26 protein-coding genes and 1 tRNA gene are annotated in these 23,448 nt (G+C 69.2%); 12 read left to right on the top strand and 15 right to left on the bottom strand.

The window, feature by feature from the left end; translation table 11 throughout:
- Positions 1–98: 98 nt before the first annotated feature.
- Entirely contained in the window at positions 99–1,700 is a 1,602-nt protein-coding gene (locus ASF40_RS10205; protein ID WP_056368690.1) for an L-serine ammonia-lyase, iron-sulfur-dependent, subunit alpha, read from the bottom strand.
- A 106-nt stretch (positions 1,701–1,806) separates the two neighbouring features.
- On the bottom strand, positions 1,807–2,178 hold the full coding sequence (locus ASF40_RS10200) for a VOC family protein (protein ID WP_056368688.1): 372 nt from the start codon (positions 2,176–2,178) through the stop codon (positions 1,807–1,809).
- A gap of 104 nt (positions 2,179–2,282) precedes the next feature.
- On the opposite strand from ASF40_RS10200, the gene ASF40_RS21105 reads away from it, so the two are divergent.
- From ASF40_RS21105 to ASF40_RS10190, 3 genes are all read left to right on the top strand, one after another.
- Complete coding sequence (locus ASF40_RS21105; RefSeq protein WP_157549612.1) at positions 2,283–2,453, top strand: hypothetical protein; 171 nt, start codon at positions 2,283–2,285, stop codon at positions 2,451–2,453.
- A gap of 228 nt (positions 2,454–2,681) precedes the next feature.
- The gene (locus ASF40_RS10195) at positions 2,682–3,413 is read left to right on the top strand and encodes an alpha/beta fold hydrolase (RefSeq protein WP_056368686.1); all 732 of its coding nucleotides are present in this window, start codon (positions 2,682–2,684) and stop codon (positions 3,411–3,413) included.
- A 146-nt stretch (positions 3,414–3,559) separates the two neighbouring features.
- On the top strand, positions 3,560–5,260 hold the full coding sequence (locus ASF40_RS10190) for a VWA domain-containing protein (RefSeq protein WP_157549610.1): 1,701 nt from the start codon (positions 3,560–3,562) through the stop codon (positions 5,258–5,260).
- A gap of 27 nt (positions 5,261–5,287) precedes the next feature.
- Here ASF40_RS10190 and ASF40_RS21350 read toward each other — a convergent pair whose 3' ends face one another.
- The gene (locus ASF40_RS21350) at positions 5,288–5,458 is read right to left on the bottom strand and encodes a hypothetical protein (RefSeq protein WP_200919474.1); all 171 of its coding nucleotides are present in this window, start codon (positions 5,456–5,458) and stop codon (positions 5,288–5,290) included.
- A 222-nt stretch (positions 5,459–5,680) separates the two neighbouring features.
- On the opposite strand from ASF40_RS21350, the gene ASF40_RS10185 reads away from it, so the two are divergent.
- From ASF40_RS10185 to ASF40_RS10175, 3 genes are read left to right on the top strand one after another with little or no spacing between them, the layout of a single operon-like run.
- A complete protein-coding gene (locus ASF40_RS10185; RefSeq protein ID WP_045297775.1) occupies positions 5,681–6,019 on the top strand; it encodes an ArsR/SmtB family transcription factor in 339 nt (112 codons plus the stop codon).
- Position 6,020: 1 nt separating this feature from the next.
- Positions 6,021–6,683 carry a dihydrofolate reductase family protein gene (locus ASF40_RS10180; RefSeq protein ID WP_056368682.1) on the top strand — a complete coding sequence of 221 codons (663 nt, stop codon included), beginning with the start codon at positions 6,021–6,023 and terminating at the stop codon, positions 6,681–6,683.
- Positions 6,680–7,141 (top strand): SRPBCC domain-containing protein, encoded by a 462-nt coding sequence (locus ASF40_RS10175; protein ID WP_056368680.1) that lies wholly within the window; start codon positions 6,680–6,682, stop codon positions 7,139–7,141. Before ASF40_RS10180 ends, ASF40_RS10175 begins: the two co-directional genes overlap by 4 nt.
- Positions 7,142–7,186: 45 nt before the next feature.
- On the opposite strand, the gene ASF40_RS10170 is transcribed toward ASF40_RS10175, so the two are convergent.
- Both ASF40_RS10170 and ASF40_RS10165 read right to left on the bottom strand, forming a co-directional pair.
- Complete coding sequence (locus ASF40_RS10170) at positions 7,187–7,456, bottom strand: hypothetical protein (RefSeq protein WP_045297779.1); 270 nt, start codon at positions 7,454–7,456, stop codon at positions 7,187–7,189.
- Positions 7,457–7,548: 92 nt separating this feature from the next.
- Complete coding sequence (locus ASF40_RS10165) at positions 7,549–8,148, bottom strand: NYN domain-containing protein (protein WP_056368678.1); 600 nt, start codon at positions 8,146–8,148, stop codon at positions 7,549–7,551.
- 123 nt (positions 8,149–8,271) lie between these two features.
- Here ASF40_RS10165 and ASF40_RS10160 point away from each other — a divergent pair, with 123 nt between their 5' ends.
- The gene (locus ASF40_RS10160; protein ID WP_056368676.1) at positions 8,272–8,913 is read left to right on the top strand and encodes an LON peptidase substrate-binding domain-containing protein; all 642 of its coding nucleotides are present in this window, start codon (positions 8,272–8,274) and stop codon (positions 8,911–8,913) included.
- A gap of 83 nt (positions 8,914–8,996) precedes the next feature.
- Here ASF40_RS10160 and ASF40_RS10155 read toward each other — a convergent pair whose 3' ends face one another.
- The 5 genes from ASF40_RS10155 to ASF40_RS10140 form a co-directional block, all read right to left on the bottom strand.
- A complete protein-coding gene (locus ASF40_RS10155; RefSeq protein ID WP_162239856.1) occupies positions 8,997–11,003 on the bottom strand; it encodes an ATP-dependent helicase in 2,007 nt (668 codons plus the stop codon).
- A 116-nt stretch (positions 11,004–11,119) separates the two neighbouring features.
- The gene (locus tag ASF40_RS10150) at positions 11,120–11,845 is read right to left on the bottom strand and encodes a Type 1 glutamine amidotransferase-like domain-containing protein (RefSeq protein ID WP_056368672.1); all 726 of its coding nucleotides are present in this window, start codon (positions 11,843–11,845) and stop codon (positions 11,120–11,122) included.
- Positions 11,842–11,967, bottom strand: a complete 126-nt coding sequence (locus ASF40_RS21600; protein ID WP_268776128.1) for a hypothetical protein — start codon at positions 11,965–11,967, stop codon at positions 11,842–11,844. Before ASF40_RS21600 ends, ASF40_RS10150 begins: the two co-directional genes overlap by 4 nt.
- Before the next feature lie 101 nt (positions 11,968–12,068).
- Complete coding sequence (locus tag ASF40_RS10145) at positions 12,069–12,578, bottom strand: AAA family ATPase (RefSeq protein ID WP_056368670.1); 510 nt, start codon at positions 12,576–12,578, stop codon at positions 12,069–12,071.
- A gap of 121 nt (positions 12,579–12,699) precedes the next feature.
- The gene (locus ASF40_RS10140; protein ID WP_056368668.1) at positions 12,700–12,927 is read right to left on the bottom strand and encodes a hypothetical protein; all 228 of its coding nucleotides are present in this window, start codon (positions 12,925–12,927) and stop codon (positions 12,700–12,702) included.
- A 67-nt stretch (positions 12,928–12,994) separates the two neighbouring features.
- On the opposite strand from ASF40_RS10140, the gene ASF40_RS10135 reads away from it, so the two are divergent.
- Positions 12,995–13,219: a hypothetical protein gene (locus tag ASF40_RS10135; RefSeq protein ID WP_056368666.1), complete on the top strand. Its 225-nt coding sequence runs from the start codon at positions 12,995–12,997 to the stop codon at positions 13,217–13,219.
- Between the two features lie 344 nt (positions 13,220–13,563).
- On the opposite strand, the gene ASF40_RS10130 is transcribed toward ASF40_RS10135, so the two are convergent.
- Complete coding sequence (locus ASF40_RS10130) at positions 13,564–17,634, bottom strand: carboxypeptidase regulatory-like domain-containing protein (RefSeq protein WP_157549608.1); 4,071 nt, start codon at positions 17,632–17,634, stop codon at positions 13,564–13,566.
- A gap of 439 nt (positions 17,635–18,073) precedes the next feature.
- Between ASF40_RS10130 and ASF40_RS10125 the strand changes: the two genes are divergently transcribed.
- Positions 18,074–18,937 (top strand): SMP-30/gluconolactonase/LRE family protein, encoded by an 864-nt coding sequence (locus ASF40_RS10125; RefSeq protein ID WP_056368662.1) that lies wholly within the window; start codon positions 18,074–18,076, stop codon positions 18,935–18,937.
- Positions 18,938–19,188: 251 nt separating this feature from the next.
- Positions 19,189–19,641, top strand: a complete 453-nt coding sequence (locus ASF40_RS10120) for a YkvA family protein (protein WP_056368660.1) — start codon at positions 19,189–19,191, stop codon at positions 19,639–19,641.
- Between the two features lie 215 nt (positions 19,642–19,856).
- Here ASF40_RS10120 and ASF40_RS10115 read toward each other — a convergent pair.
- The 3 genes from ASF40_RS10115 to ASF40_RS10105 form a co-directional block, all read right to left on the bottom strand.
- Positions 19,857–19,929, bottom strand: a tRNA-Arg gene (locus ASF40_RS10115).
- A gap of 113 nt (positions 19,930–20,042) precedes the next feature.
- Positions 20,043–20,435 (bottom strand): MmcQ/YjbR family DNA-binding protein, encoded by a 393-nt coding sequence (locus tag ASF40_RS10110; RefSeq protein ID WP_200919473.1) that lies wholly within the window; start codon positions 20,433–20,435, stop codon positions 20,043–20,045.
- Positions 20,436–20,467: 32 nt separating this feature from the next.
- Positions 20,468–21,097, bottom strand: a complete 630-nt coding sequence (locus ASF40_RS10105) for a hypothetical protein (protein WP_056368656.1) — start codon at positions 21,095–21,097, stop codon at positions 20,468–20,470.
- 101 nt (positions 21,098–21,198) lie between these two features.
- On the opposite strand from ASF40_RS10105, the gene ASF40_RS10100 reads away from it, so the two are divergent.
- Positions 21,199–22,047 (top strand): SDR family NAD(P)-dependent oxidoreductase, encoded by an 849-nt coding sequence (locus tag ASF40_RS10100; RefSeq protein WP_056368654.1) that lies wholly within the window; start codon positions 21,199–21,201, stop codon positions 22,045–22,047.
- Positions 22,048–22,199: 152 nt separating this feature from the next.
- A complete protein-coding gene (locus ASF40_RS10095; protein WP_056368652.1) occupies positions 22,200–22,397 on the top strand; it encodes a hypothetical protein in 198 nt (65 codons plus the stop codon).
- Between the two features lie 63 nt (positions 22,398–22,460).
- Here ASF40_RS10095 and ASF40_RS10090 read toward each other — a convergent pair whose 3' ends face one another.
- Positions 22,461–23,405 carry an aldose 1-epimerase family protein gene (locus tag ASF40_RS10090; RefSeq protein ID WP_056368650.1) on the bottom strand — a complete coding sequence of 315 codons (945 nt, stop codon included), beginning with the start codon at positions 23,403–23,405 and terminating at the stop codon, positions 22,461–22,463.
- Positions 23,406–23,448 lie beyond the last annotated feature (43 nt).

Here is a 23,448-nt window from a genome sequence, read left to right as displayed (position 1 = left end):
CACCAGATTAGCACTCTCGATATGCGAGTGCTAAGCCACCGAGCGTTCGCCGTGAACGAACAAGACCGCCACCGGGCTCCGGAGGTCAGCACTCGGCTTCAGCACTCGATGACGTTGACCGCGAGACCGCCTTCGCTCGTCTCCTTGTACTTGTGCGACATGTCGATGCCGGTCTGGCGCATGGTCTCGACGACCGCGTCGAGCGAGACGTAGTGCGAACCGTCGCCACGCAGCGCGAGCCGCGCGGCCGTCACCGCCGTGGACGCGGCGATCGCGTTGCGCTCGATGCACGGGATCTGCACGAGTCCGCCGACCGGGTCGCAGGTGAGGCCGAGGTGGTGCTCCATCGCGATCTCGGCGGCGTTCTCGATCTGCCGGTTCGTGCCACCCATCACGGCGGTGAGGCCGCCCGCGGCCATCGCGCACGCCGATCCCACCTCGGCCTGGCAGCCGCCCTCTGCGCCCGAGATCGACGCGTTGGCCTTGAACAGCGAGCCCAGCGCGGTCGCTGTGAGGAGGAATCGACGGATGCCTCGGCGACGGTTCGCCTCCGCCACCTGTTCGTCGTCCCAGCCTGCAGCCTCTTCGGTGGTCGCCGCGTGCCCGTGATAGCCGAGCAGTGCGCTGCCGACCAGCTCGCCGTAGGGCGTCACCGCGTTGCCGGCGCCGAGGCCGGAATCGGCGAGGAAGCGCCACCAGTACATCGCGACGGCGGGCAGGATCCCGGCAGCACCGTTCGTCGGAGCGGTCACGACCCGCCCGCCTGCGGCGTTCTCCTCGTTGACCGCGAGCGCGAAGGCGCCCAGCCACTCCCCCGGCAGCTCGCGACGGCCGTCGGCCTCGGCGGCCTCGAGCTGCTCGCGGATGGATGCTGCGCGGCGCTTGACCCCCAGCATCCCGGGGAGAACGCCCCCCGCCTGCAGGCCGGCCTCGACGCACGCGGCCATCGCGTCCCAGATCGCATCCAGCCCCTCGGCGATGTCCTCGTCGGGGCGCAGCGACTCCTCGTTGATGCGCGCGGCTTCGGCGATCGTGATGCCCCGCTCGTCGCACACGGCGAGCAGCTCCTCGGCGCTGGAGAAGTCCAGGGGGAACGCGCGCGGGGGCCCCCCTGCGGCCGCTGAGCCGCTCGCAGACTCACCTTCGCGGCGGATGAAGCCGCCGCCGACGGAGTAGTAGGTCTCGCGGACGAGGAGTCCGGCATCCGTCGCCGCCACGGGTTCGAGAGCCGCAGGCGAGCCCGTCTCGCGCACTCCGGGCGCGGAGAGCGCACGCGCAGGTCCGTCGTCGGGCGAGGTCCACGCTTCGAGGGTCATGGCGTTGGGGTGGCCAGGCAGCCTGGTGCGCGGCGCGAACACGACGTCGCCGCGCCGGAACGGGACGGCGTGCCTCCCGGCGAGCTCGAGCGCGCGATCGTCGGGCCAGGCGCTCCAGGCGGAGCGCACAGCATCCGGATCCACCGTCTCGGGTTCGAGGCCCTGCAGCCCCGCGACGACGGCGTCGGGTGTGCCGTGGCCGATGCCCGTGGCGCCGAGCGAGCCGTACAGCGTGCAGGTGACGCGGCCGACCTGCGGCAGAACCCCGCTTTCGCGCAGGCGGACGACGAAATCGTGGGCGGCCCGCATGGGACCGACCGTGTGGGAGCTCGAGGGTCCTACGCCGATGGAGAACAGCTCGAACGCCGAGACGTAGGCGCTCATCGCGACCAGGCTAACCCGACAGGAGCGTGCACTCTGACTCCCGTTACCGACTCGATACGAGCAGGATGCCTCATCACGCGGGCATCCATCGTGCAGCCTGGCGGTCTCAGGAGGCGATGGGCCGGAACGAGACGAGGCCGACGGTGTTGCCCTCGGAGTCCTCGACGAAGGCCTGCCACTCGTCGTGCCCTGCCGGTCCGAGGGTGTCGTCCTCGTGGGTGAAGATCACGTGCGGCGGTGAGACGACCTCGGCCCGATCGCCGATCCGCTCGAGGGCCGCCGTGACGTCGTCGACATGCAGGTACAGCAGCGCGGTCGGGGCGTTGCGGTCCAGCAGCAGCCGCACGCCGTCGAGGTCGAAGAACAGCAGGCCCGGCGGATCGAACACCGCCGTCGCGTCGCTGCCGAGGAGGGAGGTGTAGAAGCCTGCGGCGCGCTCGAGGTCGTCGGCGTGCTGAGCAACCTGCACGAGTCTCATGGCGCCATTCTCGCGCCCGCCCGAGACCGATGCCAGGGACACGGCCCTTCCCGCGGCAGGCCCGTGAGGAGTATCAATGAGGGAGGCGATCCTGGAGGTTGGCGATGCTGCTTTTCGTGCTCTATCTGATCCTGATGGTCGGCGGAATGGTGATCCTGGGGCTGTCGTTCGCGTCACCGGTCCTGCCTGCGCTGGTGTTCGTCCTGGGCCTGCTCTGCATCGTGGCGGCCGTCGCGATTCCGGTCACCGCGGGAGCCTTCGAACAACGCCGCTAGCGAGCGCCCGAGCAGGCGGCGCCTGCTCGCGGTGCGCCCCTCGTACGCCGCGCCGAGCGGTGCGACGATCGGGAGCAGTGGCGGACGCGGTCCCGCACCTGTGAACTTCGCGCTGGCGCCGGCGCGGCGGGCGGCCCTAAGGTGTCGGTCAGCGCGTCCAGGACAGCACACGACGCGACTTCGATCATCCGCAGCCGCCTGGGGGCGGCGCAACAGATGGGAAGTCGAATGTCAGAGAGCAAGCCGACCATCGTCCTCGTGCACGGCGCGTGGGCTGACGCCTCGAGCTGGAACGCCGTCAGCGTTCCACTTCAGGCCGAGGGATTCACCGTCCTGGCACCGCCGAACGAGCTGCGCGGGCTGACGTCCGACGCCGCCTACATCGCGTCATTCCTCGCGCAGCGGACGAGCGGGCCCGTCGTGCTCGTCGGCCACTCGTACGGCGGCGCGGTCATCACGAACGCCGGCGCCCACGGCGGCGACGTGAAGGCGCTGGTGTACGTCGACGCGTTCATCCCCGACGAGGGCGAGACCGTCGTCGGCATCCTCGAGGGGTCGGGTTCCGCCTTGGCGGTCGCGGATCCGACCACGGTCCTCGACGTCGCGGGCTACCCGGGAGCTCCGGAGGGCGCGGCCGAGGCATTCCTCAAGCCGCAGACCGTGCATGACGCGTTCGCACAGGACCTCCCCGAGGCCGACCGATGGACAATCGTCGCGACGCAGCGTCCGGCGTCGTTCGTCGCGAACGTGACACCGTCGGCGGCGCCGGCGTGGAAGACGATCCCGAGCTGGGCCGTCCTCGGCACCGACGACCGCGTCATCCCGATCGACACGCAGCGTCGTATGGCAGAGCGCGCCGGAGCCACGATCACCGAGGTGGATGCGTCCCACGTCTCGATGGTGTCGCAGCCGCAGGCGACACTGGACGCGATCCGCGCGGCGGCGGCCTCGATCAGCTGATCACGCGGAGGGCCCAGCTCACCGGGCATCGAGACTGCCCGTCCCCTATACTCCACTGAAGTATCCCCCCAAATACGACGCCGTATTCCTCAGATACGTCGACGTATCCCCGAAGCGGGCCCCACCCGCCGTCCATCGGAGTGCATGTGGTTCGAGTGCAGCCGAACACGCCCATCAACAGCGATGCCCCCACGCGGGCGGCCGTCCGCGCCGCACAGCGGCGGCGGCGCTCCCTGCTGCTGCTCGGAGTGATCCTCGTCCTCGTCGTGGCGATCGCGGTCGTCCTCGGCATCTTCCTCACGCGCGGGACCGGCACGGAGCCCGACGACGGACCTGCGTCGACAGGCGGGTGCGTGCCTTCGAGCTTGCGCGTCACCGCGGACCCAGCGCTCGCGGCAGCGCTCGAGGCGATCGTCGCCGATCTGCCCGACACCCGCGCCGACTGCCCCGATGTGACGATCGTCGCCGAAGACAGCTCCGTCACAGCGGCGGCGCTGGCTGCCGGGTCCTCGCCGGACTTCGACGTCTGGGTGCCGGACTCCGCGATGTGGCCCGAGCGAGCGACCCGCCAGGCGGAGCTCACCGGCGTCGACGCGGCGGAGCTGGTCGTCAGTGCCCCCGTGGCCAGCACCCCGGTCGTGTTCGCGGCGACGGAGCCCACGGCGGCTGCGCTCGAGTCCGCAGGCGCTGGGTTCTCGAGCCTCGCGGGGCGCGCGGTCGCCGCCGTGCTGCCGGATCCGGCGGCGGTCGCGGCGAGCTCCGCCGCGCTGCTCGCGCTGCAGACGGCGGTCGGCGGGGATGCGCGTGCATTCACGGCGCTCGCGCTCGGCCTCGACGCCGGCGTCGTCCCGACCGCCGCCGATGCGCTCACGGCAGTATCTGCGGCGGCGACGCCGACGATCGCCGTGACCACGGAGCAGGCGCTGCTGGAGTACGGCCGCGAAGCGCAGACCGCACTCGTGCCGATCTACCCCGCCGATGTGAAGCCTGTGCTCGGCGTGCCCCTCGTGACGCTCGCAGACACTTCGGCCGACACCCTCGACGCCGTCGAGATGTTCGCCGCCGCCGTGGCGAGCGGAAGCGACCACCTCGCCGAGCACGGCCTGCGCGACGCGGCGGGGAACGCGCCGGACTCGCTTGCGGACTCTGACGACGCCGCCGTGGTCGCCGAGCCCATCGACAGCGCCAACCAAGCCGAAGCGCTGCGCACCTGGCAGATGCTCACCGCGCCGTCGAGGATGCTCTCGCTCAACGACGTCTCGGGTTCCATGCTTCAGCCGGCGACCGCCGACATGCGGCGCATCGACCTGTTCGAGCAGGCCGCCGTGCGCGCCGTCAACTCGCTGTCGGACGACTCGTCGCTCGCGACCTGGGTGTTCTCGAGCCGGCGGATCGGCGGACAGGACTGGCAGGAGATCGTCCCGTTCGGCCCGCTCGGCGATCCGGCGCACAAGCAGCGCACGATCGACACGGCCAACGGGCTCGACAGTCTCGTGGGCGGCGGCACGGGCCTGTACGACAGCGTGCTCGCCGCGGTGCAGTACATGCGCGACACCTATGTCCCCGGGCAGGTGCATCTGGTGCTGCTCAACACCGACGGGGTCAACGAGGATGATGACGGCCTGGACCTGCCGGGACTGCTTGCGCAGCTCGAGACTCTGCGGGATCCGGCGAAACCCGTCGCCGTCATCGCGATCGGCTACGGACCCGACACCGACCAGGCCGCTCTGGAGCAGATCGCGGCCGCCACCGACGGCGCGGCGTATCAAGCCTTCCAGCCGACCGACATCGGCACCGTGCTGATCGATGCGGTCACCCAGCGCGGCTGTCGCCCGAACTGCGGCTGAGGGCCGCAGTCCGGGCGGCGGCAGTCGCTAGCGCTGTGCCGGGCGGAGCGCCGCGGCGGTGAAATAGTTCACCTCACCGCGGGCGTCCTCGACTCCGAAGACCCACTTGCCCGAGGGCGTTGCGCGGACATCGATGACGATGCCGCGTGCGTTCGTGGTGAAGACGTCGTCACCCGGCTTGAAGACGGAATCGGTCATACCTCGGATGCTACGAGCGGCAGGTCTCGGCTCGCCTCCCCCGTGAGGAGGATTTCGTCCCGGCGCGAGGTACTCGTCGACGTCGACGCCGAACTGCTTCGGTTGCGGGCTCTGCACGCTGGCGAGACCCGGGCGGGTCGTCGCGTCGAGTCCGTCGCACAACCCGCACGCTCGTTCGGCGGGCAGTTGACGGGCGCCGACCAGTGAGGAATGGTTAGGCATATGCCTAACTATTCCGGAGAGCTGGATGCTGTGCTCCGAGCTCTCGCGGACCCCACTCGCCGCGCGGTCGTGGAGCGTCTGGCGAAGTCCCCGGCCGTCGTGTCCGACCTGATGGCACCGTTCTCGATGGCGTTGCCGTCGCTGCTTCAGCACTTGCGGATCCTCGAGGACGCCCGAGTCGTCACGTCGAGCAAGCAGGGGCGCGTCCGGACCGTGAGCCTGCGACCGGGCGCACTCGACGTCCTGCACCTCTGGCTCGGCGAGCAGCGAACCTCTGCGGAACGCCAGGCGGACCGCCTCGGCATCCACCTGGCCCGCACCACCCCGAAGGAGATCTGAAATGACCCGTGTTCGCGTCGACCTGTTCTCGTCACTCGACGGCTACACCGCTGCGCCCGATCCCGAGGCCGACAACCCCATGGGCGAGGACTGGGGACCCCTGACCGCGGCCTACGCAGCCACGCGCACCTTCCGGCAGAAGGTCTTCGGCGACACGAGTGGCGCGGGAACCACCGGGATCGATGAATCGTTCGCCGCCTCGTTCTTCACGGGCGTGGGCGCCGAGATCATGGGCGCGGCCATGTTCGGTCTGCACGCGTATCCCGATGACCCGGACTGGAAGGGGTGGTGGGGCGACCAGCCGCCGTTCGGGTACCCCGTCTACGTGCTCACGCACTCCGCGCCACGGCCGTCGATCCCGATGGCCGGCGGGACGACGTTCGAGTTCCGCGCCGGCGCCATCGAGGACGTGCTCGCCGAGGCCACCACCGCCGCCGGCGGTCTCGACGTCCGGGTCGGGGGCGGCATACGCACCGCGCGCGAGTTCCTCCGCGAGGGACTCGTCGACGACCTTCACGTCGCGATCGCGCCGATCGTGCTCGGCCGGGGCGTCCGCGTATGGGACGACCTGCGAGGCCTCGAATCGACCCACCGGGTGCGGACCCTGGTCGCCGAGAGCGGCACGATCCACGTCACCTTCACCCGCGAGGACACAGCCCGATGACGGTCGACCGGCGCCTCGCCCACTCCGGTTTCACCCTCACGCGCGAGTACCCCGCGCCCGTCACCAGGGTCTGGCAGGCGTTCGCCGACGGGGAGCAGAAGCGTCGCTGGCTCAGCGACGGAGACGCGTTCGAGTCCGGCGAGTGGACGTTCGACTTCCGCGTCGGCGGACGCGACATCGACGAGGCGAAGTTCCACGGAGGCCCGCTCTCGCGGTACGAGGCCGTCTACACCGACATCGTCGAACACGTCCGCATCGTCACGACCTACGACATGTGGCTCGATGGCACGCACATGTCCACGTCGGTGGCGTCCTTCGAGTTCGAGCAGGTAGCGGGCGGCACCAGGCTCACGCATGTCGAGCACGGCATCTTCTTCGACAGGTTCTGGGCCGACGGCCCGAACCGCGAAGAAGGCACCCGAGGCCTGCTCGAAGCCCTCGCCCGTCACCTCGGCTAGCGTCGGGGCGGCAGGATGCTGCGCCCTCGCGTCTTAGGAGCAGACCTACCAGACGGTGCCGCCGCCGATCGAGATCCCGCCCCACGTGAGCGCGATGAAGATTGCCGCGAAGACGACCGGCGCGATGCCCGTACCGCCCCGTGCGAGGCCCTTGAGAAGGCCGATCACCGCGAGGACGGCAGCGACGATGGAAAGGCCGCCGCCCAGTATCAGCCCGATGAACAGAGGAATGGGCATGAGCACGAGGCCGGCCAGCGCGAACCAGAACGCGGCCCAGGCCGTCGGGTTGGAACGGCGTTCGACGGAGGAAGACATGGCTCCATCATCGCGTGCCGGAGAATCACCAGAGGCACGCGGCTCACCGCGAATGCGCGTGCCGGTCGCCGAGCAAGCCGCCGGGACGGTTCTCAATCCAGGAACGTGGTCGGGTCGAATTCGCCGATGGGGATCACCCGGATCCGTGACAGTGGAGCGTCGAAGACCCGCGCGTCGTACTCGAGGTCGAACTTCTCCAGCCCGGCGAGCGAGTTGAAGCCGATGTTTCGGAACTCTGCGAAGGAGACGACGCCGACCCGCCGCGGTGGACCGATCAGGCCCGCGATGTCTTGGATGAAGTCGCCGTCGTGGCTGACGAGCATCACGTCGGCGGAACGGCTGTCGAGAGCGCGCAGTGTGCGCTGGATGGCGATGTCGACGACCTTCTCGTCAGGCTCGCCGGACAGCGGGACGACGATGTAGTCCATCGCCTTGAGCGCCTGGACGAACGCCATGGGAATACCCGATGACGCGTTGAGGAAGAAGACGCCCCGCGCCGGCTGGGCCCACTCCCTTCCGGCGAAAGCGAGGAGTCGATCCCACCGTGGCCGCTCGTCCGGCTGCGGCCGCCGGTTGAGGATCGAAGTGCCGAGAGTCGCGTCGATGTTCTCGCCGTCCACGAGCACCCATGTTGTTCGAGAGTCTGCCGCTGACAAATCCGTCTCCTTCGTGAACGCTTCAGAGCGAATCATATGTGGAGCACGGATCCGCCGAACTCTGGCGTAGCCGGCCCGCTTCGCGAGGGTCCGGCCGTCGACCGGATCCTGGGTCATGACGGGGGCGCTGAGGCGCGTCCAGCTGATTGACTGTTGCCCATGGACGCCGTCGCGATGTTCCCGCTCGGTAGTGTCCTGCTGCCATACACGCCACTGGTGCTGAGGGTGTTCGAACCGAGATACCTCACCATGATGGGACGCCTGCTCGATGTGGAGGATCCGGAGTTCGGGGTTGTCCTCATCGAGCGGGGGCTCGAGGCAGGCGGAGGGGATCAGCGCTCCTCTATCGGCACCATGGCGCGGATCCTGCAGATCGAGGCAGGCGCCGCGGACCTGTACGTGATCGGCGTAGGCGGGGAGCGGATCATTGTCGACCGATGGGGCGAAGACGACCCGCACCCCGTGGCCGACGTGTCGACGATGTCCCCACTCGTGTGGGACGAGGCGCTCGCGCCACTCCACCGCGAGGCTGAGCAGGTCGTGCGCCGGCTCGCGACGCTCGCCTCCGTCCTCGATGAGGCTCGATGGGACCCCGCGACGGACCTGTCCGAAGATCCAGTGGAGTCGTCCTGGCAGCTCGCCGCGATCGCGCCGCTGGGCGAGTACGACCGGTTCCGGCTGCTGAGCTCGACCAGCCTCGGAGGCCTGCTGCGCGGCATCCTCGACCTCTGCCTCGAGGAGGAGCCAGCGCTCATCGCGCGCGTCGCCGATGCGCGCGACGCGGATACCGGCGACCCCTGATCACGTAGCGCGCGACAGCGACGACGCTGCTGCTTCTGGCGCAAGCGCGTCCGCGTGCTCGCGGAGACCCGAGCGGATGCAGATCAGGCGAACAGTTCGTCGAACGCGTCTGTGCGCACGCGCGGCGCCGCGACGGCTCGCTTGATCGCGGCCTCGGGGGTGACGGCGGCGGTGCTCACCGGCTCCATGAGAGCGCGTGCGGGCTCGGTCAGGAACCTGCTGGGCTTGGCGGCGACGTGCTTGGCCAGGAACGCGGTGGGGTGCGTCGGCAGCTGCGAGGGCACGTACACGTCGAGGGTGTCGCGTGCGCGGGTGATCGCGACGTAGAAGAGGCGCTGTTCCTCGGCGAGGCCGGCGCGCGAGGTGAGTGCCATGTCCGAGGGCATTGCGCCGTCGTTCGCGCGCAGGAGGTGGACCGTGTCCCATTCCAGGCCCTTCGCGGAGTGGATCGTCGACAGCGTCAGCCAGTCCTCGTCGAGGTGTGGCTGCTTCGCCCAGTCACCGGCGACGTTCACGGGGTCGATCGCCTGCTCGCTCACGAACGTGCGGAGATCGCTCTGCCCGGCGGCGGCCTGCGCGATGCCGTCGACCTCGGTCACCCGACGGTGCCAATCCGGGTAGTGCGCGCGCAACAGCGGATCCACCGCACCTCGGCATGCCTCGACCAGCTCCGGCACGGCGGTCGTGGAGTCGACGCCGCCGAGCAGCGACAGGGTCGACGCGAGTCCGGTGCGCGCCTTCGCCGGTGCCGCCGCGACCGCATCGGCCGCGCGGTCGACGCCCCCGTCCGCGAGGATCCCGGCCAATCCGCGGGCGCTCGCCTTGCCGATCGCGCGGTGCCGGGTGAGCAGGCGATACCAGGACACCTCGTCCGCCGGGTTGAGCACGACGCGGAAACTCGCCAGCAGGTCGCGCACATGCGACGTCTCGAGGTAGCCGATCCCGCCGAACTTGTGGAACGGGATGCTGCGTACTTTGAGCTCGACCTCGAGCTGCGCGCTGTGGGATCCGGTGCGCATCAGCACGGCCTGTGAGCGCAGCGGCGTGCCGTCGACGTGCGCGGCGAGGATGCGGTCCGCGATCGTGCGGGCCTCGTCGTCGGCGTTGCGGCAGGTGACCAGCGTCGGCCGGGCGCCTGGCAGTGGACGGTCGGCGACGAGCCTCAGCTTCAGTTCGCCCGGGCGCACCTGGTTCGCGAGGTCGAGGATCGGTCCGGTGGAACGGAAGTTGCGTTCGAGCCGCACCAGCGTGGCGTCCGGGTACGCCTCCATGAGTTCGAGCAGGTGCCCGGCGCTCGCGCCCCGGAACGCGTAGATCGCCTGCGCGTCGTCGCCGACGACCGTGAGCCCGCGGCCGTCGGGACTGAGCCCGCGCACGATGTCGACCTGCAGCTGATTGACGTCCTGGTACTCGTCGACCAGCACCCAGTCCCAGCGTGCCCGCAGCCGCGCCCCGACATCGGGATCGGCGACCAGCGCCCGCCAGGCGATGAGCAGATCATCGAGGTCGAGCAGGCCGCGCTCGCGCTTGCGGTCGCGGTAATGACGCAGCAGGCCGGCGATCGCGTCCGCCTGCTCGAGCGCCCACGGGAACTGCTCTTCGATGACGGTGCGGGCCGGGGTCGCGGTGTTGATCGTGCGGGAGGCGATGTCCGCGATGGTGCGCGTCGTGGGCAGCCGTACCTCGGTGCCGTCGAGCCCGTGCTCCGCGCGCAGCAGGTCGAGCAGGTCGATGACGTCGTCGGGATCGATCACCGTCACGTCCTCCAGCCCCAGGTGCTGTGCGTGCTCGGCGACGATGCGGTGCGCGACGGCATGGAACGTGCCGCCGGCGATGCGCTGCGCAGCCTGCGCGTCGCCGCACATCACCGCAGCTCGAGAGAGCATCGCGGACGCCGCACGCCGGGTGAACGTCAGCAGCAGCATCCGTTCCGGGACGACCCCCGCCTCGAGCAGCCGCGCCACCCGAGCGGTGAGCACGCGGGTCTTCCCGGTGCCCGCGCCCGCCGCGACCACCAGCGGCCCCTCACCGTGTTCGACGGCCTGAAGCTGCGCCGGATCCAGCCCGGCAAGTGCATCACTTACTGCCACGGAGGTGACCGTAACGAGAACCCCCGACATCCAGTCATCGGCTCTGTTCTCGCGTGGCCTGTCGGAATCCACGACGGGTGGGAGATCTTGCAGATGCGAGAGACCTCGGAGCGTCCTCAGGTGCCGATCGTGGAGACCAGCACGCCGCCGTCGATCGGCAGCACCCGCCAGACGCTGCCATTGCCTTCAACCCGGAGCGTGCCGTCGCCAACGATCAGGGCCGTGCGCTCGTCGATGCCGAGCCCGCCCGCGATCAGCCCAGACTCGACGGCGGCGACCAGCCGGGACAGCATTCCGCGCTGGGCCACGTGCACCTCGATGGCCACGTCGACGAGGCCGATGCCGGCTTCGATCTCCAGCTCGTCGCCCGCTTCGTCGGGGTCCTCCGGTGAGACGACCACGCCGCCGATGCGGGAGCCACCCCCGAGCGAGCCCTCCGCCGCGATCATCGCACCGGCCGAAACGCCGAGGTAGGGCACACCGCCGGCAACCAGCCGACGCAACTCGCTGAACACCGGCTCGAGCCCTGCACGCACGTCCTCGACGACGCCGCCCCCCACCGCAATGCCGTCGACGTCGGCGATCGCGCCGAGCCCGATCGGCTCGTCCGGCCGACCCGCGGTCAGGTGCAGCTCGATCGCGGATCCGGTTCCCGCCTCGATCAGAAGCTCGCCGAGCGCCGCCGCCTTCTCCTCGGCCTCGGGGTGCAGTGAGATCACCGCGATGCGCGGCCGCGCGCGGCCCGCGTCGGCCGCTCGCAGCGCCGCTTCGGCGACGAATGGCGCGTAGAGCGGGGCATCCGCAGCCGTGGTCGCGCCGCCGCCGATGAGGTGCACGCTCACGCGACACCGCTCTCAGCCGCGATGGCAAGCGTTGGTGCCGCATCGCCGAACCGGTCCCCGCAGAGGATCTCGCGGCGGAATCCGTCGACGCCGGCGCCCGCGTCGTTCGCATCGAAGGTCATCCGAAGAGCCTACGCGGGGCGTCGCGCACCACCGAGCAGACCCCTGACCGGCCCCGTTCGCAACCCGGTCGTCCGCCGCGCCGACCGCCTTGTGCTGGCGGTCAGCCTTGGCTGATCAGTTTCGCGACCGACCCGGCCAGCTGCTCGAGCGGTGCGTTCGCGTCCAGATGCTCATGTGCACCGCCCCACGGCTCGAACTCCGCGGCGCGTCGTCGGACGTCGTTCCAGGTGGGTTCTGCAATGTGGCTCAGATCGCGGCGTCGCCCTCGGAGGCGACGATGGTGCTCGGCCTCATCGTCGAGGGTCAGCAGCACGAAGGTCAGCGAGACCCCCGTCGCCGTCGCGGCGTGGCGCCAGGTCTCGCGAGCGATCTCGCTGTCGTTGACTGCATCGACGATGACAGAGCGGCCGAGCGTCAGGTTCTGTTCCGCGGCCGCCCGCACCGCCTCGTAGGCTGCGACCCCCGTGGTCCACGAGCTTTCCAGCCCGGCGCCGAGAAGCGCGTCTTCGATCGCGTCGACCGACAGATGAACCGCGCCGGTGAGGCGCGCGACCTCGGTCGCCACGGCGCTCTTTCCCGTGCCGGGCAGCCCTGACAGGACAAGTAGCATCCGCCCATTATCGGACTCGAGCCGGCACCGGCGATGGGCGTGTGCACGCTGAGCTCCGGACGACAGCAGATCCGCGAGCTCGGTCCGCGTTGCGCCGATGCCAATCCCTCGGCGCACGCGTCTACGGCTCTTCGGCGTTCCCGACAGCTTCGATCCAGTCCACGGCCTCGTCGGACAGGAAGAAGCCGTCAGGTCCGTCTTCGCCGATCCACCACGCATTCGACGTCACGATGCCGCCGGCTGCAACAATCCTGCCGAGCACTTCGGCCGGCAGCGCCTCACCGTTGTGCGTGATCAGCCAGTCCTTGGTCGCCGCATCCAACGACGGCCACCATTCGATGCTCTCCACCGACGTAGGGTCTCATGCCGAGACCGCCGACATAAGGGTGTCCTTCCACGTTCGTCGTCGAGTCGTCATGTCGACGGCACGCATGGCCCGTTCGAGCGCTCACTTCCTCGGCGGACTCCTGTTCCTCCTGGCCGGCGCCTTCGTGTTGACTGACTTTCAGCCGGTCTGGTGGTCGATCGCCACGGTCGTCGTCGTCTTCACCGCGGCCGCGGTGTTGTTTCTCCATTCGGTGGTCGAGTGGCGGAAGTCCCACACCCTGGAGACACGCGGTTCCGCGTCTGAGCTGACGTAGCAGAGCCCGTCGCACTTGCCCTGGCGGACGCGGCTCCGCGGACGGGTGGCGTCGGGACCGCCCACAGCCCTGGCCGTTCGGCGCGTGTGGGACTGACCTCCCGGCGAGGCGGGCTGACGGGACAGTGCGGGTGACGTCCCCTGCTCCAGCAGGGCTTCCGCGGTATCCCGTGCCTGAGCGTGGAGTCATGGGCGTTCACGCGATCACCGACGCCGATGCCGACGCCGACGTGATGGTGGCGACGCTCTCGCGGCTGCAACAGGCCGAAGCGCCCGTCCCCGCCGGATCGGGAGACGGACGCTCAGCTGTTCGGGCGGGCGCCGTCGAGCACCCAGCCCCTCATCTCAGCATCCGGCCCCGTCGTACTGCACGCTCCGGGAGAGCTGGAGCTCCTCGCCGTCGACCGTGGCCGCCGCGCTGACCGCGACGCTGCCGGCCGGCATCTCCGCGAGGCGGGTGGTGAACGACTGCGATCTGCTCTTGTCGGCTGGAAGGACCGGCAGCTGCTTCGACCCGTACGGAGTCTCCAGCCTCACCGATACCGGCACCTCCTCGCCGTTCGTCACAGTGATCACCAGCACGACCTTTCGCGCGACGCATCGGGTGTCGATCTCGGTGGTGACCGCGAGCTGCGGCTCGGCGGCAGCCCGGTCGATGACGACGACGTAGATTGCGGACTCGCCGGCGAAGGAGCTCACTGTCACCTCGAAGCGGTTCTCGCCGTCCTCGAGCGGAAGTGTTGCACCGGTCGCGCCGGCGTCGACATCCACGCCGTTGACCTGCACCTGCTGACCCTCCCAGCCCCGTCGCCACGAGAGATCGACCGAGGCCACGGAGGCGTCGAGCTCACCGTCGATGCGGTACGGGTTGTCGCCGCCGGTGCGGTCGCGGGCGAACTCGGGCGTCAAGAGGTGGCCCACCACCTGCAGGTCGCGCAAGGCGGCCAGCTGGCTGGGATTGACGCGCGAGATCGACACGGCGTGCGTGCGCTCCGAGCCGTCCTCGGTTCGCACGACGACGGGGATCGTCGTGACGACGTCCGGGTCGCTGGGCGATCCGGCTGCCAGCGGCACCGTCACGGATTCGCCCGGTTCGACGGCAGTGCCGTTGACTTCCACGGTCGCGAAATCACTGCGCGCCGCGGCCGAAATCGCGACCTCCTCGACGAAGGCGTCGACTTCGCCGCTGAAGATGCGTCCGTCGCCGGATGGGGTGAGCTCGACCTCGCCATCGGCGGTGGTGGCGCTGACCGTCGCGAGGGAGGCGTCGGCGTAGTCGAACGGTGTGCCGGTGTTGACCCGGAAGTAGTCGACCAGCAGATCGCCGACGTTGGACCCGTTGATGAAGAACAGGAAGTAGTCGAGGTCGTCGACATTCGTCCGCAGCGGCTGGTCCGCCAGCACCGGCTTCGACATGTCGTCGACATAGAAGTCGAAGGTGCCGGTGTCGAGATGAACGACGTTGCGAACGGTGTACCACTGGCCAACGCTGTACGGCGCCACCGTGCGCACCGAACTCGAGCCGGTGACGTTGTGCGTGATGATGTTGCCGCCCGCGAAGCCGATCGTCGCCGACGGGTTGGACGACCCTGCCGGGTTTGCGGCATTCCAACTGCTCTCGGTATACGAGTACAGCGCCAGCTGGTTCGGCGTGCCGTTGGTCGTCGTGCGCTGCATGCGCGCTTCGACCGTGACGGTGCCCGTGAGATTGAGCTCGGCAGTGTTGTGCAGACCCAGGGTGGCCGACGTGCCGCTGGCCTTGTTGATGCGCAGGTACTTGTTCCCTTCCTCCGCGGCGTCGGCTACGACCTCGATCGTCCCGGCCACCGGGGCGGTGCGAGCGGTGAACACTCCGTCCGCGGTCCCAGCGAAGGCGCCCGTCGCCTCGTCGTCGAAGGTCTCGTTGATCACGTAGCGGGTCTCCCCCGCTTCCCTGCGCAGCACGAGGTTGATGGTGACCGTGCGCGCGGGGACGACTTCGACCTCGGCCTGCGACGCGGGGTCGTAGCCATCCTTCGTCGCGAGGACGGTGTAGCCACCCCCCATCGCGACGCCGGGAAGCGAGTATGCCCCTGCCGCGTCGGTCGTCGCGCTCGCGACGATCTCATCGCCCTTGACGACCTCGACCGCGACGCCAGCGAGCCCCGCTCCCGAAGACGTTACGGCACCGGCGATCGTCCCCTCGGTGGCCGTCGTCGCGCCGAGCACGAGCGGCGCGGCCAGCGTCTGACGGTCGGCCAGGGTCACGGTGACGGGGGCACCGTCGGTGTAGCCGTCGGCCGAGGCGACAAGGGAGTAATCGCCGGCGGGGATCTCCAGCGAGTACCGGCCGCGCGCATCAGCCGTCGTCGTGCCCGCGCCGTACGAGACGGTGGCACCGGGAACCGGCTGGCCGTCAGCGGCTGTCACGATGCCGGAGACGACACCGTGCCCCTCCGCGGGCTCGTACGACGTCGGACCGATGTGCGGCGGCGTCGACAGCGAGCGCCCGAAGAAGTCGACGTCGAGCGGCACCTGGCTCTCGCCACGGTTGCCGGTCACATCGAATCCCGGAGCGATCTGTGCGAGATCGACCGTTCGACCCGCGTTGATGAGCGGGGAGTCGCCGGAGCCGAGCATGGCGTTGGCGACGCCCGATACGAGGTCACCCTTCAGCAGCGGGTCTGCAATGGTGGCGTGCTCGTCGGCGCTGGGCGCCGTCACTCCCGGCCCGAAGTAGGAGTTGTTGTCGAAGCTCACTCCCGGGAACTGGGTGCGGAAGGCGGAGCCTGCGACGTCTGCACGCGTGTTGAGGAAGACGTTGTTGAAGACATGGTGCGGGTTGCGGGCGTTCAGGTACGTTGCGGCATTTCCCGACGACTCGAAGAAGCCGACGGTGTTGTTCCGGATGGGCTGCACCGAGTTGTACATCAGGTTGTTGTAGACGACGTTCACGCCGGTGTCGCCGTGCGGGTTGATGTAGTTGCGCTCGATGTCGCGGATGATGTTGTAGCGCACGACGGCGGTGCTGAAGCCGAAGCCGCACAGCAGAATGCCTTCGCCGGACTCGTGGATGTAGTTGCCCTGAATGAGGATGTTCGACGTGCCGCGGTCGGGATCGATCCCGTTGGAGTCGGCGGCGCCTGTGCGTCCCTCGAGCTCGGCGACCTCGTTGTTCTGCACGACGATGTCGTCGGCGTAGTACATCTCGATGCCCGACACCCCCGCGCCGTCGATCATGTTGTCCTCGACATGCGCGCCCCGCACACTCGTGAGGTACATCGAGTCCCAGCCGTACTGGGTCTCGCGGTTGGTCAGGTAGTTGCCCGTGATCTCAACGTTCGAGTGGGGCCGCCAGTCCGGATCCTCGGTGATCGTCCCGTCGGGAGCGGCACGGCCGGCGGCCCGATCGCCCCAGCCCGGGGGCAGATCCTGGTATCGGTTGGTCCCCATGCCTGCGAACTGCTTGAAGACGAGATTCGCGAAGGCAGTGTTGGCGATGTAGTTGTCGCGGATCGAGATGTCCTCGAACTGCGACACGGTCTGCGCGTCACCCTTCAGCCCTTCGAAGAGGATGCCTCCGGTGCGCTTGGAGCGATCCAGACCCGCCGCGCTGACCGACCACGTGTAGCCGGTGACGTCGCGGATGAACACGTTGTGGATGTCGAAGCCGCGCAGCGTGCCCGCGTTCTCGGCTTGGACGTGGATGCCGCGCAGGTCGCCGGTCTCGGGATTCTCTTCTCCGGGGGCCTGGCCGTTGTTGCGGGCGGGCTGGAACGTCGTCGCGTCGAACCCTTCGGTCTCGTTGCTGATCTCGAGGTTCGAGATGTCCCAGTGCTCCTGGTTCGTGAGCTGCAGGACGTCGTTGACGACACCGCGGCCGTCAAGCTCGGGCGCGGCGCCGTCGCCGTAGCTCGAGAGGACGATCGGAGCCTCGGCGGTTCCCGACCCGCGGGGAGCGAGCAGCGCCGTTCCGTCCGGGCCCGCCACGTGCGTCGGCTGCCCGCCGGTCCAGGTTGTGTAGTCGTACGCCTCACGGGCGACCTCAGTCCCCGACGCCGACCATGAGCTGCCCGCCCTGAGGAGAATGCGGTCGCCCGGCTCGAACTCGGTGCCATTGACGTTCGCGAACGTGCGCCATGCCGTGCCTGCGGAGGTGCCGGATGCCGCGTCGTCGCCGGACTGCGCGTCGACGTAATAGGTCGTTCCGGCGCCCTGTGGCGCCGAGCCGTCCGCGACGAGGAGCTCCTCCCCGGCGACGACTGATCGGCCGTCGGCACGCAGTTCGGACTTGTCGGTGAAACCGACGAAGGAGGCTTCAGCGGTGGTGGCGGCGGAGGCCGGTGCGGCCAGTGCGGGCAGACCCACTGTCAGCATGGCGCCGACGGCGAGTCCTATCGACAGGACCGAGGGTCGTCTGGAGAAAGACAGGGACATCGATGTTCCTTTCCGCGTTCTACAGTGAACGTTCACTTACGGTCTGTCGACGACAATAGTGATCGATCACTAAGCTCGTCAAGGATCACCAAGTCAGGAGCGAACCTCAGAACGCGCCGTCGCCCGTTGGGAGCAGGAAGCAACGAGAGCCCCGCTCGATGCACTACGCGCACATCGACAACGACACGTCCCGAACCCGTATCAGGCCAGACTCGAACGGCGCAATCGCGCGCCCGAACCCCGGGCGACGGACGCGGCGCTGAACCGTGAGCGTGGTGTCACCCCATACCCGATGCCCGCCGATGGACCCCGTTGAGGACCCCCGCGACCGGCCGGACGACCTCATCGACGACGCCGCGCACCCCGACGCGGTTTCGGCTCCGAGGATCCCCGGGCCCGTCGGCGCGTTCGGCAGCAACATGACAGAGTTGACCCTGGAATGACCGAGACCACGCCTCTGATTCAGCCGGGTGCACAGCTGGAGCGCCTGTACACCGGTATGGCGTGGGCCGAGGGACCGGTCTGGCTCCCGGATGCTGGAGCCGTGCGCTGGAGCGATATCCCGAACGACAGGATCCTGCAGTTCGACGCCGCGACCGGGCGCGTCGACGCGTATCGAGCCGGAGTCGAGTTCACGAACGGTCGGACTCTCGATCTCGAGGGTCGGGTCGTGCAGTGCTCACACGGACTGCGTCGAATCGAGCGCGACGTCGACGGGGTCGTGACGCCGATCGTCGATCGGTGGGACGGTGTGCGCTTCAATTCGCCGAACGACGTGGTGGTCGCTTCAGACGGCGCGATCTGGTTCACCGATCCGCCCTACGGCATCCTCTCCGATCACGAAGGACACTCCGCGGCGCCCGAGTACGAAGGATGCTTCGTGTTCCGCTTCGACGAGCGGAGGGGAGAGCTGCGGCCGGTGATCACCGATATGGTGCATCCGAACGGACTCGCGTTCTCACCGGATGAGACGGTCCTCTACGTGTCGGACACGGCAGGGGCCACGCAGCCCGGCGTCCCCCGCCACATCCGCCGCTATCGCGTGCGCGACGGCGCATGCGATCAGGGAGAGACCTTCGCGCTGATCGGGGACGGAGTGTGCGACGGCCTGCGCGTCGACGCCCGCGGGCGCGTCTGGGCATCCAGCGCCACCGGCGTCGTCGTCTTCGATGCGGAGGGTGCCCGTGTCGGCGCGATCCCCGTTCCCGAGATCGTGTCCAACGTCTGCTTCGGAGGCGAGGACGGTACGACGCTTTACATCACCGCATCCACCAGCCTCTACCGCATCCACATCAACCTGTAACGCCGAGGACGGGAGGTCCAGTATGCGGATCGTCGTGGTGGGGCGACCTGGCGCGTCGGGGGATATCTGATCCCTGGGCTGGTCACAGACGGCGGTCGTCGGCCATGTCCGAGGACGAAGTCGCACGGCCGGGGACCGCTCAACGAACCCGGCCCAACGCCCTTTACCGGATCGAGGTAGTCGACGGGGTATGGTGTGCCGCGCGCGCGGGGTTGGATTGGTTGGCGCCGTGTCGGAAGGTGGGAAGCCGGATGCCGGACTGGTTGATCATCGTCCTCGGGATTGTCGGGGGCATCGTCCTGCTCTGGGTCGTGCTGCTGGTCGTGCTTTGGATACAGCAAAGACGGGCCGGCTCCGACGTGGACTGGCGCTCGATCCTGCGACTCGTACCCGACGTCATCCGTCTGGTGAAGCGGCTGGCCAGCGACCCGACTGTTCCGCGCGCCACCCGTTGGTGGCTGATCGGCCTACTTGGTTACCTGCTGATGCCGATCGATCTCGTGCCCGACTTCATACCGGTGCTCGGCTACGCCGATGACGCGCTCATCGTCGCGGTCGTTCTGCGATTCGCGATCCGGCACGCTGGTATGGATGCCATCGAACGACATTGGCCAGGGACCCCCGCGGGACTCCGCAGCGTTCTCACTGTGGCGGGCTATGGCAGGGACGAGGGTGAATCGCACAGCGCCCGGGGCGACCGCTAGAGCGCGTCTGACGTGCAGCCATCCGGACGGCGCCCCGTCTGATTCCGACGATGTCGACTCGCGGCATCCTTGGAAATCCACAGCTCTGCCGGCAGACCCTGCGATTCGCGGTCAGACGGAAACGCCCGCAGGATCAGAGGGATGCGCCCAGCCACAGAAACACGAAAACCCGCGGAACTCCGCGGGTTTTCAATGCTTACTGTCTCAACACAGTGCGCGCCCGAAGGGACTCGAACCCCTAACCTTCTGATCCGTAGTCAGATGCTCTATCCATTGAGCTACGGGCGCATGTTGCTCGCTCTCGCGCACAACGTCGTCAAGAATACCTGACGGATGCGCGCCGCGCGAATCGGCGGTCGGATGCTGGTTTCCCGGGCGTGTCCGCACTCATCAGCGCTCCCCTACTCGCCGTCGAGAGCACGCAGCTGTCGTTGCAGCGCGACCTGTCGATAGGAGGTGTCGATGAGCTCGGCGAGGAGCTCCCAGTCACCGGCATCCGGTTCCACACGCAGCGCGAGCCACCCGTACGCGCCCTCGTAGGGCGGCACGAACACGTCGTCACGCTCCAGCAGCACCGGACGCTCCAGGCCGTCGGGGATGAACTCGACTGCTCCGGCGTCGTCGTGGGCGGCGCCGACGATCGCGAACTGGCGCTTGCCCGCTCGGAAGGTCGAGCGGCCGTGCGCCGGCACTTCTGCCGCCTCAGGGTAGGGCAGGCAGATGGCGCGCACCCGCTCGGTCAGCGGATGATCCGGAGGAAAGCGCATCGGATGCGGTGGGGCTGCGTCGGCCACGGCTCGAGGCTACGCCCGGGCACAGACACGCGTCAGGAGTCGAGCTCGCTCACATCGATGCCCGAGATGCGCGGCGAGTGTGCTGCGGGCTCGGCCGGGGGCGCAGCATCCGTCTCCGGATCGTCCTGATGACGCTTGTGGGCGGCGAGGCGCGGGAGGTCGACGAGGCGGATCGACTGCATGCGGGCGGCGCGCATGCGGTCGTAGTCGGGGTCGAGCTCGGGGCGCATGCCCTCGACCCGCAAGCGGCGCTGGAGATTGGCCTCGACGTCGCCCCACGCGGCGTCACGCGACTGCTCGATGAACGTGCGCACGACGTGAGGGTCGTCGGCCATGCGCCGGAGTGCCGTCGCGACGCCGGCGTACTGCCGGCCGCGCCGGCGGAGGTTGCGGGTGTCGCGGTCGCGGTAGTCGTGGGTGCCGTCGGGATCGGTGAACTTGCCCCACGCCTTCTTGCGCTGACGCTTCACGAGCGCGGCAGCCTGCTCCTGCTCGTCGGCGAGGCCGAGAAGGGTCTCTCGCGCGAACGGCGTGAAGGCCACCACGTCGAACGCCTCATCGTGCGCGATCGTCTCGACGAGGATGCGGTTGCGGATCGCCAGGCGCGCGGCGGCGGACGCGATGGACACCCCTTCGGCGATCGCCTCTGCGGTCTTGCCCATCGAACCTCCCCTTGAAGGCTAGCGTCCGTCGGGCACTCCCGAGTCAGCGAGAATCGTATGCGCGGCTCGTCGACGGCGACGACCGGACCGAGAGGCATCACATGGCGAAGCAGCCACCGCTGGACGTGCGCGGGCGCACGACCGTGATCACCGGCGCCGCCGCGGGAATGGGTGCCGATGTCGCACGGCAGCTGGCCGCGCGCGGAGCGCGCATCGCCTTGCTCGACCGCAACCCCGAGGGCCTCGCCGCGGTCGCCGCCACCCTCGACGGCACCGGGCACACCACGCACGTGATCGACCTCACCGACGACGACGCGGTCTCCGCGGCCGTGGCGGAGGTCGAGGCATCCCATCCGCGCATCCAGGCGCTCGTCACGTGCGCCGGATCCTCGATGCTCGGCGACATCGACCAGGTGACAATGGCCGAGATGCGCTGGCTCATGGACGTGAACCTGTGGGGCACCGTCAACGTGACCCAGGCGCTGCTGCCTGCACTGCGGCGCGAGCCGGCCGCCCACATCACGCATCTCGTCTCGATCTACGGGCTCGCGGCTCCTGCGGGGCGCATCCCCTATGCCATGAGCAAGTTCGCGGTGCGCGGGTTCACCGAGTCGCTGCGTCACGAGCTCGAGCGCTCCACGATCACCGTCGGCGCGGTCTACCCTGCGGGGGTGAAGACCGGCATCATCCTGCATGGCCGGTACGCCGCGGCGATCGATCCCGCGGTCGCGCAGCGCGCGGCGGCCGCTCAGGCAGCGATGTACCACACCGAGCCCGCGGACGCGGCGGCGCGCATCGTCGAGGCGACGATCCGCCGGCGTCCGCGCACGATGATCGGCCGCGAGGCGCGCCTGGTCGACGTGCTGGCCCGGGTCACGCCGACGCACTACTGGGCGCCGATGCGCCGCCCGCTGCGCGACGCGATCGACACCACGACACCGGTCCGCTGACGGCGCCACCCACGCGCAGAGCTCTCAGCGACGCTGCCGGGGCGGCAGCATCCGTGCGTCCGTTATCAATGGTCACGCGCCGAATCAACCCCCTGACCGGTCCTGCCCCTCACGCGTAGCGTCGGTGTCATCCCTCATGAGAGGAGAGATCGATGGGATTCATGGAAGACGCGAAGGAGACGGCCAAGGCCGTCGGCGAGAAGATCCAGGACGCGTGGGAAGACACCACCGATCGAGTCGGGGACAAGGTCGACGAGATGAAGGCTGATGCCGACGTCAAGAAGGCCGAAGCGGAGCGCGACTCGGTGAAAACGCGCAACGAAATCAAGGAAGACCTGCGGGACAGCTGATCCGCAGACGATGAAAGCGGAGCCGACCGGGGGGCCGGCTCCGCTTTCGCTGTGTCGCGAGACTCAGTCGATGGCGGCGATGCGCCACGAAGCCGTGACGGATGCCTCGGGCTCGATGACGATGAGCCCTGCGTCGTAGTCGTACGACCCGGCGTTGAACGCATCGGGCGCGCACGTCATGGGCTCCACGGCGAGGCCCAGGCGGCTCTGCGCGGGGTCGGGCTTGTCGGCGGTGTGGACCTGTACCCACGGGCACGCGGCATCCCACGACATCTCGACACCGGAGCCCGCGCCATCGGTCACGCGCACCGTGGCGGTGCCGTCGGCGTCGCGGATCAGGCCCGAGTATGCGTGGTCGATCTCGGCGGCGCCGATCTCGCGGGCGGAGCGGAAGTCGAAGCGCTGCGGGTCGTCGGCGTCGACGGCGACGAGGTCGGTCGGGATGAGGCGGTCGGGCGTGACGGCGAGCACCTGAGCGGCGGGCAGCTCGAGCGTCCAGCCGTCGACGCGGCCGTCACCGGCGACGAGGTAGGGGTGCGGGCCGGTGCCCCACGGGGCGGGCTCGTCGCTCTCGTTGTGCGCCGTCACCGACTGCGTGAGCCCGTCAGGGCCGAGCGAGAAGGTCGTGGTGATGACGAGGCGCCACGGGAAGAACGTCTGCGGCTGGATGACGGCCGCCAGGGTCACATGGTCGGGGCCCTTGTCGATCGCCTCGAAGTCGAGCCACGTGGCGAGGCCGTGCAGGGCGTGCGAACGCGCGGGCTCGGTGAGCGGCAGCTGGAAGTCGCGGCCGCCGAACGAGTAGCGCCCGTCGACCACGCGGTTCGGCCAGGGGGCGAGGGTCGCGCCGCGATGCGCGGGACGCACCTCGTCGGCCTCGAACGGCACGACGAGGTCGCGACCGCGATACGCGAGCGAGCGGAGCGTCGCGCCGACGCTCGCCACGACGGCCTCGTAGTCGCCGGCGCGGAGTGCGTGCTGGGTTCCGGATGCGGGGGGACGTGCCATGAGGGCTCCTTGGGGATCGGGGATGCCGCCAACCAGAGTAGCG

It is taken from the genome of Microbacterium sp. Leaf288 (assembly GCF_001422925.1).
In the GTDB taxonomy this organism is placed as follows: domain Bacteria; phylum Actinomycetota; class Actinomycetes; order Actinomycetales; family Microbacteriaceae; genus Microbacterium.
Note: the sequence above shows the minus strand (reverse complement) of the source record. Positions and strands in the feature narration are given on the sequence as shown.

Excerpts from the sequence above, each read along its gene's own strand:
- ASF40_RS21350 (WP_200919474.1), bottom strand. The coding sequence starts at position 5,458 with ATGACCGATTCCGTCTTCAAGCCGGGTGACGACGTCTTCACCACGAAC.
- ASF40_RS10095 (WP_056368652.1), top strand. The coding sequence starts at position 22,200 with ATGGGATTCATGGAAGACGCGAAGGAGACGGCCAAGGCCGTCGGCGAG.
- ASF40_RS10175 (WP_056368680.1), top strand. The coding sequence starts at position 6,680 with ATGACGGTCGACCGGCGCCTCGCCCACTCCGGTTTCACCCTCACGCGC.
- ASF40_RS10090 (WP_056368650.1), bottom strand. The coding sequence starts at position 23,405 with ATGGCACGTCCCCCCGCATCCGGAACCCAGCACGCACTCCGCGCCGGC.
- ASF40_RS10125 (WP_056368662.1), top strand. The coding sequence starts at position 18,074 with ATGACCGAGACCACGCCTCTGATTCAGCCGGGTGCACAGCTGGAGCGC.
- ASF40_RS10195 (WP_056368686.1), top strand. The coding sequence starts at position 2,682 with ATGTCAGAGAGCAAGCCGACCATCGTCCTCGTGCACGGCGCGTGGGCT.
- ASF40_RS10130 (WP_157549608.1), bottom strand. The coding sequence starts at position 17,634 with ATGTCCCTGTCTTTCTCCAGACGACCCTCGGTCCTGTCGATAGGACTC.
- ASF40_RS10120 (WP_056368660.1), top strand. The coding sequence starts at position 19,189 with ATGCCGGACTGGTTGATCATCGTCCTCGGGATTGTCGGGGGCATCGTC.
- ASF40_RS10100 (WP_056368654.1), top strand. The coding sequence starts at position 21,199 with ATGGCGAAGCAGCCACCGCTGGACGTGCGCGGGCGCACGACCGTGATC.
- ASF40_RS10135 (WP_056368666.1), top strand. The coding sequence starts at position 12,995 with ATGTCGACGGCACGCATGGCCCGTTCGAGCGCTCACTTCCTCGGCGGA.
- ASF40_RS10160 (WP_056368676.1), top strand. The coding sequence starts at position 8,272 with ATGGACGCCGTCGCGATGTTCCCGCTCGGTAGTGTCCTGCTGCCATAC.
- ASF40_RS10145 (WP_056368670.1), bottom strand. The coding sequence starts at position 12,578 with ATGCTACTTGTCCTGTCAGGGCTGCCCGGCACGGGAAAGAGCGCCGTG.
- ASF40_RS21105 (WP_157549612.1), top strand. The coding sequence starts at position 2,283 with ATGCTGCTTTTCGTGCTCTATCTGATCCTGATGGTCGGCGGAATGGTG.
- ASF40_RS21600 (WP_268776128.1), bottom strand. The coding sequence starts at position 11,967 with ATGACCTTCGATGCGAACGACGCGGGCGCCGGCGTCGACGGATTCCGC.
- ASF40_RS10185 (WP_045297775.1), top strand. The coding sequence starts at position 5,681 with ATGCCTAACTATTCCGGAGAGCTGGATGCTGTGCTCCGAGCTCTCGCG.
- ASF40_RS10200 (WP_056368688.1), bottom strand. The coding sequence starts at position 2,178 with ATGAGACTCGTGCAGGTTGCTCAGCACGCCGACGACCTCGAGCGCGCC.
- ASF40_RS10170 (WP_045297779.1), bottom strand. The coding sequence starts at position 7,456 with ATGTCTTCCTCCGTCGAACGCCGTTCCAACCCGACGGCCTGGGCCGCG.
- ASF40_RS10165 (WP_056368678.1), bottom strand. The coding sequence starts at position 8,148 with ATGATTCGCTCTGAAGCGTTCACGAAGGAGACGGATTTGTCAGCGGCA.
- ASF40_RS10105 (WP_056368656.1), bottom strand. The coding sequence starts at position 21,097 with ATGGGCAAGACCGCAGAGGCGATCGCCGAAGGGGTGTCCATCGCGTCC.
- ASF40_RS10180 (WP_056368682.1), top strand. The coding sequence starts at position 6,021 with ATGACCCGTGTTCGCGTCGACCTGTTCTCGTCACTCGACGGCTACACC.
- ASF40_RS10205 (WP_056368690.1), bottom strand. The coding sequence starts at position 1,700 with ATGAGCGCCTACGTCTCGGCGTTCGAGCTGTTCTCCATCGGCGTAGGA.